Source organism: Streptomyces sp. NPDC006458 (assembly GCF_040612135.1).
Taxonomy (GTDB): domain Bacteria; phylum Actinomycetota; class Actinomycetes; order Streptomycetales; family Streptomycetaceae; genus Streptomyces.
Genome location: NZ_JBEXPR010000068.1, coordinates 1 through 9595, shown reverse-complemented (window position 1 = coordinate 9595; position 9595 = coordinate 1). Strand labels below are relative to the sequence as shown.

The following is a 9595-nucleotide window of genomic DNA, read 5'->3' as shown; positions in this document are numbered from 1 at the left end:
CTGCTGCCAGGACCACCCACGACCCCTGGCCCTCACGCAACGTGACAGCCAGTCAGTCCACTCGGGACGACACACCGCTCAAGTTCGAAGACCCGACATGACGAGGTGTCCCACAGCCGACTGCAATAGGGGCCTGAGCAGTAGCTGCAGGACTGAACAGAAGAACTTGACAGGGAAGAGAGCGGCTGGGACGAACACGTCCCCGACGCAGGCGAGGGCGTGGAGGTCGAAGAACTCCCACCGGTCGAACTTGTCCGGCTCGGGGTTGGCCAGAGTGCCCGTCCAGGCGGTGATGCGGACGACGGCCGTGACCCGCGGGACCCCGTGGCTGTCGTCGACCAGCATCGTCACCACGTGCGCGTCGGCCGGATCGGCGACCAGCCCGGTCTCCTCAGCGAGTTCGCGCGCCGCGGCGGCGGCGAAGTCCTCCGGGCCGGTGGTCTTGCCGCCGGGCAGCTCGAGCATGCCGCGCCGGGAGCGGCCCAGCAGGACCCGGCCTGCGGAGTCGGTGACGACGGCGAGGGCGCCGGTCAGGGCGTGGCCGTTGGTCGGCCGCTTCTCGACGGCCCGGGTGTCGAGGTGGCACGGCCCGCGCAGGACCAGGAAGGCCAGACCGTCCGCGTCCAGCCGCTCCACCGTCTTCCAGCCAGCACCGAGCAGCGTGATCTCGTCCTCGTCCAGGGCGATCCCTCGCCGCGCCGCAGGGGTGTTCGCGACGATCGGGGTGATGACGACGAGTGCGCCGCCGTCGCGCAGCCGCTCGCCCAGCCCGTGAACGGTCCGGCCGCGGTCCCCCACGAACGGGTACACCAGCCGCAGCGTGATCAGGTCGTACCCCTCCTCGTCCAGCGGGGCCGGGTCGTCGCGCTCGATGTCCAGCTGCAGCCAGCGCACACTCTCGACGGCGGCGTGCTCCTCGCGGGCCCGGGCGATCGCGCCGTCCGTGAAGTCGACGGCGTCCACGGTTGAGGGGCCACGAAGTTTCCGGACAGGGATCCAATAGGGTTGTCCTGAACAGGAAACGAGGAAGAAGTGGCGCCACCCAGCAAGTACTCGCCGGAGTTCCGCGAGGAAGCGCCGTACAGATCGCGTTGAGGTCGAGCAAGACGATCTCCGAAGTCGCCCGGGAGCTTGAGCTGAACCCGGAGACGCTTCGCGGCTGGGTCAAGAAGCACCTGAAGCAGCAGGAACCTGCTCCCGAGGCGGAACTGACGGTGAACGAACGGGCCCGCCTGAAGGAACTCGAACGACGCAACCGCGAGCTGGAGATGGAAGTTGCCTTCCTGAAAAAAGCCGCCGCGTACTTCGCGAAGGATCCCCGGTAGCAAGCAAGTACGAGTTCATCGACGAGATGCGGCTCGACACCGAGGAGTACGCATACAGCGTCGAGTTCATGTGCGGCCGGCTCGGCGTATCCAGATCCGGCTACTACGACTGGCGATCCCGCCCGGAATCCGCAACGGCCCAGCGGCGCGACGAACTGAAGCTGCTCATCGAGAAAGCCTTCGACATGTCCGATGGCACCTACGGCCACCGACGCATCCAGGCCCAGCTGGACCGCTGGGGCGTCACCGCGGGCCTGGAACTGGTCCGTCGGCTCATGCGTGAGCTGGGCCTCGAGCCCTGCCAGCCGCGACCGAAGAGGTTCAACCTCACCAAGGCCACGGCCCGCCGGGTACCGGACCTCGTCGGCCGCAACTTCACCGCTGACGCACCCGGCGAAAAGCTCGTCGGTGACATCACTTACATCGCGACCGGGGAAGGCTGGCTGTACCTCGCAACAGTCATCGACTGCTGCACGAAGGAAGTCATCGGTTATGCCATGGATGACCACTACCAAACCCCTCTGATATCCAGGGCGGTCCGCAACGCGGCACGCAACAGGAACCTCTCGAACGGCGCCATATTTCACTCCGACCGCGGAAGTAACTACATGTCAGCCGAGTTCGGAAAGACCCTCGACCGGCTCGGGCTGCGCAGATCTTCCGGCCGCACCGGGATCTGTTTCGACAACGCCATGGCTGAATCATTCTTCGGCGCCCTGAAGAACGAGCGCGTATCAAGAGTGACTTACCTGACGCGAGAGGCAGCTCGGGAGGACATCACTCGCTACATCGAATTCTGGTACAATCGCAAACGACTCCACTCGGTGGTGGGTTACCGTCCTCTGTGCGAAGTCCACGCCGAGTACGAGAAGTTGCGAATCGCCGAGTGAAATAGCCGGTCAGACACTTGTCCGGGAAACGCGAGGCCCCTCACGCCACCGTCCCGCACAGGGCTCACACCAGCAGCCGAACAGACGGAACCTCCGCATCCACCGCGATCTCCGTCTTGCAGCCTCCGCAGTACACACTCGTGGGCCGCCGCACGTTCGTCTGGATCGAACCTTCGCTCGACGTCTCCTGGTGAGGGCAGTAGTTGCCGTAGTGCAGGCGAACCCAACTGCTCAACGGCGTTGCGTCGGTGCCCCGCTTTGCGTCCTTGAACGGCGCCCACCAGAAGTCCACCACAGTCCGCAACGCCAGCCGGTCGTCCTGGCTTGTCACGTCGAACGCAGCGATCCGAGCCGCGGCGAAGTGCTGCTCGTTCCTGCCGCTCCAGCAGATGGCCCGCTCGGCCCCCCGCTCCAGCGCGTTAGTTCGTCCGACCCGCTCGCAGACGAAGCAATCCAGGTTCAGCTGGATCGTGGGTTTCCAGAACAACTGCTCACGATGAACCTTCTCAAGCCCAGACAGAACCGCGGTGATCTCGAGGCTGCGCAACATCGTGCGATCGTCGCACAGCTGCTACAGCGACACCGTGAAGCTTCCCCTTGATGTTGGACACCTGGAGACTGGGACATGAGGTTCCAGAGGAAGTAGTGGCCAGGTGGGAAGCAAGAGCAACCGCAGCAGGCGGTATACGGAGGAGTTCAAGCGCGACGCGGTCGCGCTGGTCCGCTCCTCCGGCAGGACCGTCACCGAGGTGGCCCGGGAGATCGGGGTCAGCGCCGAGGGGCTGCGGAACTGGGTGAAGCAGGACACGATCGACCGCGGGCGGGGGACGCCGGGCGAGCTGACGAGCGCGGAGCGGGAGGAACTGCGGCGGCTGCGGCGGCAGAACCGTGAGCAGGCCGAGACGATCCAGGTGCTGCGAAAAGCGGCGGTCTTCTTCGCGAAGGAGAGCGATCGATGAGCGACGTGTACGCGTTCATCGAGGCGGAGAAGACCACCCATGGAGTCGCTCTGCCGTGCCGGCTGCTGAAGGTGGGCAGGTCCTCCTTCTACGCCTGGTTGGCCGGCGAGCAGGCCCGCGCTGCCCGCCGGGCCGCCGACGACGCCCTGGCCCACGAGATCACCGTGTTGCACGTCGCCTCCCGGTGCACTTACGGGGTGCCGCGCATCCATGCCGGGCTGCGCAGGCTGGACCGGCGGGTCAACCGCAAGCGCGTGGAGCGGATCATGCGTGAGCGCGACATCGCCGGGGTCACCCGGCGCAAGCGCCGGTCGCTGACCCGTCCGGCGAAGAGGGCGGTGCCCGCCGCGGACCTGATCGGCCGCGACTTCACGGCCGACGCCCCGGGCCGGAAACTGGTCGGGGACATCACCTACCTCCCCACGGACGAGGGCTGGCTGTATCTGGCGACCTGGCTGGACCTGGCCACCCGCGAGATCGTCGGCTACTCGATGGCCGACCACCACCGCGCCTCCCTGGTCGTCGACGCGCTGACGATGGCCGCCGCACGCGGCCGGCTGCAGCCCGGCTGCATCGCGCATTCCGTCGCGGATCGGAGTACACCTCTGACGAACTACGCCGGGAAGCAGACAGGCTGGGGCTGCGGCAGAGCATGGGCCGGACCGGCTTGTGCTTCGACAATGCCGCCGCCGAGAGCTTCTTCGCACTGCTCAAAGAGGAGATCGGCACCCGCCGCTGGCCCGACCGGACCACCGCCCGCGCGGAGATCTTCGCCTTCATCGAGACGTTCTACAACCGCAGGCGACTGCGGAAGCATCCGGCCTGGGGCTACCTCACCCCGCTGGAGACCCGACAGCGACACGAGCAAGAACACGCCCTCGCAGCGTAAGCAACGAGTGTCCAGCATCACGGGGAAAGTTCACCGCGCCGGTCGGCTCTGTCGCGGACAGCTACGACAACGCGATGGCCGAGGCCCTGAACGGCACCTTCAAAGCCGAGCTGATCGAGATGCAGGGCCCGTGGAAGGACGTCGACTAGGTCGAACGGGCGATCTTCCAGTGGATCACCTGGTACAACGAAGAGCGTCTCCACTCCGCTCTCGACTACGTACCGCCTGCCGAGCACGAGGAAGCCTCCTGGCGGAGCCAGGAGCAAACCCCGCAGTCCGCCTGAACCAGTCAAGATCGGACTCTACGAAACTCGGGCCAGCTCATGCCTCGTGCGGCTCCGCTCCCTGGTCGAACCGGCCTTCGCCGTCTTCTGCATCTGCGGTGTCTTCATGCCCCTCATGATCCCGAATCCGTTACAGGCAAGCTCCGCACTTGTGGCTGCTGAGCTCCACTGATTTGCCGCGCGCGCAACGAAGGGCAGCCACCCAGTCGCCCTCCGGACGTCCTGCCTTGCAGCGACGTGCTTGGCCGGATGAAGGGTGATGACCAGCTGCGGAGCAGCCGCGTCTGCGCCCGCGCGCGCTATCCGATGGCGTCTTTCTCTCGCCACCCCTGTCCCGTGGGCGTCCCCTGAGCTACGTCCGGTCCAGGGCCGTGAAGACTGCCAGGCACAGCGTGAGGCTCGCGGCGAACGTGATGCCACAGCGGGACAGGGCCGTCGGCACCGCAGCTCCCTCCCAGCGGGCGAGGGCGAAGGCGATCGCCGCGGCGACGAAGGAGGCGAGGACGGCCACCGCCAGCGCGAGGAGCAGGAACGCCGGGAAGGAGTGGTTCATGAAGGCACCGCCTGGGTTGTGTGGTGTCAATGACTGATTACGACGATCCCCGGACGGAACCGCAGGTGGGAGGGTTGGATGTTTCTCCGGTGACAACAGCGGGTTGTCCGGCGAACAAACCATGGGGGAGCACGAGTGGGCGGGGAGAGGAAGCGGGCGGGGCGGCCGTGGGGACCGGCCCGGGGCTCGTGCATGGAGATCAACGAGCTTGTCGCTGTGGTGCGGTCCTGGCTGGACGAATCTGCGATGTCCGTAAGAGAACTGCACGCACGGCTCACTCCCGAGCACTTCGTCGCCGGGGCCGTGCCCGAGTTACGCCGATTGCGTGACCGGCTGACCGGCGAGTCGCTGGAGTGGGATCTCGTCGAGGCCGTGGCCGACGTGTGCTTTCCCCACGAACAGGCCGATCTGTCCCGCCGACGCCTCGGGGAGGCGAGAACACTGTGGGACCGTGCGGACACGAATCCCACAGCGATCGCGGAGGCGCAGGAGCTGGTGCCCGCGCAGGAGTTGCTGAAAGCCAAAGACCGCACCATCGAGGTCCTCGAGGAGATGCACCGTGCACGGCAGGCCTACGAGGCCGGCGAGCACGCACGGCAACAGGCCCTGTCGATCGCCACATTGCTGTTCGTCATGCTCGGACAGGCTCAGGCGAATATCGCCGAACTGAAACGCCGGCTGGACGCCCTGGAGACGGTGACGGCCGCACTTCCCGACGGCCAAGGGGTGGTGGAGCGCCTCTCACGGGCGCAACGGCAGGAGACGGAACTACGCGAACAACTGGTTCGGGCCGAGCGGGAACGGGGCATTGCTCAGCAGGTCGCCGACCACGCGGCACGCCGTATCCACGAACTGGAAGTCGAACTCGCCGCGCTGCGGATCCGCACGGGGGAGGACGGAGCCTTCCCGACACAGGAGACGCAGCCGCTACTGTCCCGACCCGGTCTGCACGCGCTCAGCCCCGACGACGCCGCGCTCAACGACGTGGACCGTGCGCTGGAGAAGGCACGCGCCGTCCTCGACGAGGAGCACAAAGCCGTTCAGCACGCCGCTGACGAGGTGGGCTACTTGTCGCCCGCGATTCCCCCGGATTCCAGCGTCTTTGTGCCCGGGCAGGTTCGGCAGAACGCGGGGAGTCGACCCTTTGGGTTGTCCGGAACAACGCCGAACAACCAGCCGACCAGCCAGGACACAGCCTTCCCTGCGCTCGAATCCCCACGGTCTGCGGCCACCGACCCCCAGGGCGACATCTCGGAGGCGGCCCGCCGGATCACCCGGGGAAGGGACCCGGAGGACATCGTGACGCGCCTGTGCCGGGCCCTCGTCCCCACCGTCGCCGACGCGGTCAGGGTCTATCTGCGGGACCCGATCCCGGTGGGCGACGAGGAACACGTGGGCCCGCTGTCGCTGCGACTGCAACAGGTGCACCCGCTCCACGCCGGCGGGGGTGCCGCGCTGTGCGAGGTACGCCCCGGCAGCGCACTCTTCGAAGTACTGAACGGGGCACTGCCGGTCACCACCGACTCGCCGGTCGGTGGCGCAGCGCTGCCGGAACTGCTCGGCGAGGGGCACGCGACACCCGGCGGAGCCCACACCGTCCTCGTGCCCCTGCACGGTCGCAGGCGGATCATCGGCACGGCGGTCCTCCTGCGCCACCCCGACGAGCAGCCCTTTCAGGACGCCGATCTGTTAGTCGCCGCGGAGTTCGCCAGCCGCAGCGCCCTCGCCATCGACAGAAGCCACAATCTGCAGGCCGCTGTCCAGGGCCTCCACCTCGCCCGCAGTCTCGCCGACACCCTGCAGATCGTCGCCGACGGACTCGTCACCGGTCTCGGCTACGAACTGGCATGCGTCAACCTCGTCCGCTCGGACGGCGATCTCGTGGTCGCCTCTCTCGCGGGCAACCCCGACGCCGAGGCACTGATCACCGGCCGTGTCGGCTCCCGCGCAGCCTGGGAGCGCAGACTGGGCATGGGCGAGACCTGGGGCGACCTGCGGTTCATACCGCACACCGAAGGCTATGTCCTCGACGATGACGACGTACCGCAGTGGCACACAGACGGCCCCGCCCCCAGTTCCGACGACGGATGGCACCCCTCCGACCGCCTCTTCGCGCCGATGTACACCCGGAGCGCTGCTGGCGCCCCCCGCGGTGAGCTGCTCGGTGTGCTCTCTGTGGACCAGCCCCTCACCCGCCGCCGTCCCAGGCCGGACGAGCGCCGGGACCTGGAGGACTATGCAGTCCAGGCCGCCATCGCGATCAGTAACGCGCGGCTGCGCGCGAACATGCAACGCGCACTGGTCAGACAAGAAAGGGAGCAGCAGGCGCTGCGGGCCAGCGAGGAATCCTTCCGGCAGGCCTTCGAGTACGCGCCCAACGGTATGGCCATCGCCGAGGTGGGCGGCGACCACCACGGCCGCATCCTCCGGGCAAACGACGCGCTGTGCCGCTTGCTGGGCCGCCCGGCCTCCGCCATGCGCCGATACTCGTTCTCCGACCTCGTCCACCCCGAGGACATAGGCACCCTGCTCCGTACCAGCGCCGAGGGCGGGAGGGCGGAACTGCGCCTCGGGCGCCGCGACGGGACATACCTATGGGTCTCGATGCGCAACAGCGTGGTCGCGGACGCCGTCGACGGCCCCCGCTTCCTGCTCACTCACATCGAGGACATCGACGAGCGCAAGCACCGCGAGTTCGATCTCGTCCATCGCGCCTCGCACGACGCCCTCACCGGCCTGCCGAATTTTGCCGAGCTGCACGCCCGTATCGGCGCCCGTCTCTGCGCACCCCGGGAGCATGGGTCCCACGCCACCGCGGAGGGGGTCGACCTCCCCTACCTCGCCCACGCCGGCCAGGCCGCGCCCCCACACACCCATGTCTGGGCCCCCGAGGGCGAGGACAACACCCATGGCCTGGCCGTGATGTTCTTCGCCCTCCGCGGCTTCAAGGCGGTCAACACCCGTTTCGGGCACGACGCGAGAGACGGCGTCCTCGTCGAGGTCGCCCGGCGACTCAGTCAGGCCGTACGCGACGGCGACACGGTCGCCCGGTACGGCGGTGACGAGTTCGTCGTCCTCGCCGACGACTTCGGCACCACCGACGCGCACACCGCCGCGGTATGGATGCAGTCCCAGATCCACATGCCGATCCCCCTGGGCGACCAGGCTGTGCGCATGCACGCAAGTGTCGGTATTGCCTGGGCCCAGTGCGGGACGGCCCCTGGTGACATCCTGCGGGCCGCCCGCGGATACGCGTCGTGAGCGCGGGTTTTCAAGGGCCGGTGCGCCAAACGGAAACGGCGTTGTACGGCGTGACGGGCGTTGGAGCGGTGGCGAGTCGACCCTTGACGGTAAGCCCGCCGTCATCTCCGCCGCCCCCTACATTTCACCGACGAAAACCACAAGCCTTGAGCCTGACCCGCTACCCCCACCTCGCCGCGGCCGTCGTCACCGCGGCCTCCACGAGCCAGCTGAACACCGCCCGTGTCCTGGACCTCGCGCTCGACGGCACCACCTTGGCTCTCCACGACCGCCACAACGTACGCCAGGGCTGCAAATGACCCACCCCGTACCCACCTGGACCCAACCCCTGCTGCGCGCCGCCGCGTTCACCCATCTCCTGGCCACAGACAGAGCGCGGCAGCCCGCTGTTCAGCGACCCACTCGGCTGCTCCCGGCTGCCGTATCTGACGGATTTCGCAGAGCGCCTCAGACTCCGCATAGCAAGACCCGTGAAAGGCAGCAGCCGACGGCGACGATCTAGCCCGTCAGCGGCGCGCACCACGCCTGGCGCTGGACCACAGAAGAGAACATGCAGGGCTGTCCTAAGGGCTCGCAGTGTTGCTTCGCGCGCTTCGGCTCGTTGGTCTGCTATGGGCGTCTCCGTTGAGGTTGGTAGTCAACTCGCTGTGAAGTTCGGGGTGTTGTTTCCGCATCTGGACGAGCGGCAGCGGCGGCTGCTGATGGGAGCCGAGGCCCGGTTCCTGGGGCACGGCGGTATCCGGGCGGTCGCACGGGCGGCCCAGGTCAGCGAAACGACGGTCCGCAAGGGCGTGGACGAGTTGGAGGCCGGCGAGGAGCCTTTGGGCCGGGTCCGCAGGCCCGGTGGCGGTCGGAAGAAGGCCGTGGACCTTGATCCGGGGCTGCGGCCCGCGTTGCTGGCCTTGGTCGAACCTGACGAGCGGGGCGATCCCATGTCGCCGCTGCGCTGGACGGTGAAGTCGACCAGGAACCTCGCGGCCCAGCTCACCCGCCAGGGGCACAGGGTGAGCGCGGACACGGTCGGAGACCTGCTGCGCCAGGAGGGCTTCAGCCTGCAGGCCGGCGCCAAGACCATCGAGGGCAAGCAACACCCGGACCGTGACGCCCAGTTCCACTACATCAACGAGCAGGCCACACAGCACATGAGTACCGGCCAGCCGGTGATCAGCGTGGACACCAAGAAGAAGGAACTCGTCGGCGACTACAAGAACGCGGGCCACCAATGGCGGCCGACCCATGAACCGGTCCTGGTCAAGACGCACGACTTCCTGGACCGGCAAGGACCGGGCAAGGCGATCCCGTACGGGATCTACGACATCGCCGCGAATACCGGCTGGGACAGTGAGCCTTTTCCATCTTCACTCTGAGCTGGCCAGATGCAGGGTGAGGACGGCTTGGACGAGGCTGGTGATGCGGGTGGTCGAGCAGCGGAGC

The 9595-nt window shown here is 67.6% G+C and carries 7 protein-coding genes and 4 pseudogenes; 8 read left to right on the top strand and 3 right to left on the bottom strand.

The genetic code is table 11. The features are described from left to right. Positions 1–78: 78 nt before the first annotated feature. A complete protein-coding gene (locus ABZZ79_RS39225; protein WP_356697402.1) occupies positions 79–963 on the bottom strand; it encodes an NUDIX domain-containing protein in 885 nt (294 codons plus the stop codon). A gap of 122 nt (positions 964–1085) precedes the next feature. Between ABZZ79_RS39225 and ABZZ79_RS39220 the strand changes: the two genes are divergently transcribed. Continuing rightward, a protein-coding gene (locus tag ABZZ79_RS39220) for an IS3 family transposase (RefSeq protein ID WP_356697406.1) occupies positions 1086–2215 on the top strand; the annotation gives its coding sequence in 2 pieces (ribosomal slippage) (positions 1086–1296 and positions 1296–2215; 1131 coding nt in all). Between the two features lie 64 nt (positions 2216–2279). Here ABZZ79_RS39220 and ABZZ79_RS39215 read toward each other — a convergent pair. Further along, a complete protein-coding gene (locus ABZZ79_RS39215) occupies positions 2280–2765 on the bottom strand; it encodes a hypothetical protein (protein WP_356697401.1) in 486 nt (161 codons plus the stop codon). Positions 2766–2868: 103 nt separating this feature from the next. Between ABZZ79_RS39215 and ABZZ79_RS39210 the strand changes: the two genes are divergently transcribed. From ABZZ79_RS39210 to ABZZ79_RS39195, 4 genes and pseudogenes are all read left to right on the top strand, one after another. Continuing rightward, the gene (locus ABZZ79_RS39210) at positions 2869–3174 is read left to right on the top strand and encodes a transposase (RefSeq protein ID WP_356697399.1); all 306 of its coding nucleotides are present in this window, start codon (positions 2869–2871) and stop codon (positions 3172–3174) included. Next, positions 3171–3743, top strand: a pseudogene (locus tag ABZZ79_RS39205) (IS3 family transposase); the annotation flags it as partial. The gene ABZZ79_RS39210 and the pseudogene ABZZ79_RS39205, both read left to right, overlap by 4 nt. Further along, positions 3626–4063, top strand: coding sequence for an integrase core domain-containing protein (locus ABZZ79_RS39200; protein ID WP_356697404.1), 438 nt, complete (start codon positions 3626–3628; stop codon positions 4061–4063). The pseudogene ABZZ79_RS39205 and the gene ABZZ79_RS39200, both read left to right, overlap by 118 nt. Before the next feature lie 35 nt (positions 4064–4098). Beyond that, positions 4099–4347 (top strand): annotated as a pseudogene (locus tag ABZZ79_RS39195) (integrase core domain-containing protein); the annotation flags it as partial. Positions 4348–4699: 352 nt separating this feature from the next. Here ABZZ79_RS39195 and ABZZ79_RS39190 read toward each other — a convergent pair. Continuing rightward, positions 4700–4900: a hypothetical protein gene (locus ABZZ79_RS39190; RefSeq protein ID WP_356697397.1), complete on the bottom strand. Its 201-nt coding sequence runs from the start codon at positions 4898–4900 to the stop codon at positions 4700–4702. Between the two features lie 1767 nt (positions 4901–6667). Between ABZZ79_RS39190 and ABZZ79_RS39185 the strand changes: the two are divergent. The 3 genes and pseudogenes from ABZZ79_RS39185 to ABZZ79_RS39175 all read left to right on the top strand — a co-directional run. Next, positions 6668–8161 (top strand): annotated as a pseudogene (locus tag ABZZ79_RS39185) (diguanylate cyclase); the annotation flags it as partial. A gap of 146 nt (positions 8162–8307) precedes the next feature. After that, positions 8308–8460: a hypothetical protein gene (locus ABZZ79_RS39180; RefSeq protein WP_356697395.1), complete on the top strand. Its 153-nt coding sequence runs from the start codon at positions 8308–8310 to the stop codon at positions 8458–8460. Between the two features lie 312 nt (positions 8461–8772). Further along, a pseudogene (locus tag ABZZ79_RS39175) lies at positions 8773–9498 on the top strand (ISAzo13 family transposase); the annotation flags it as partial. Positions 9499–9595: the final 97 nt, after the last annotated feature.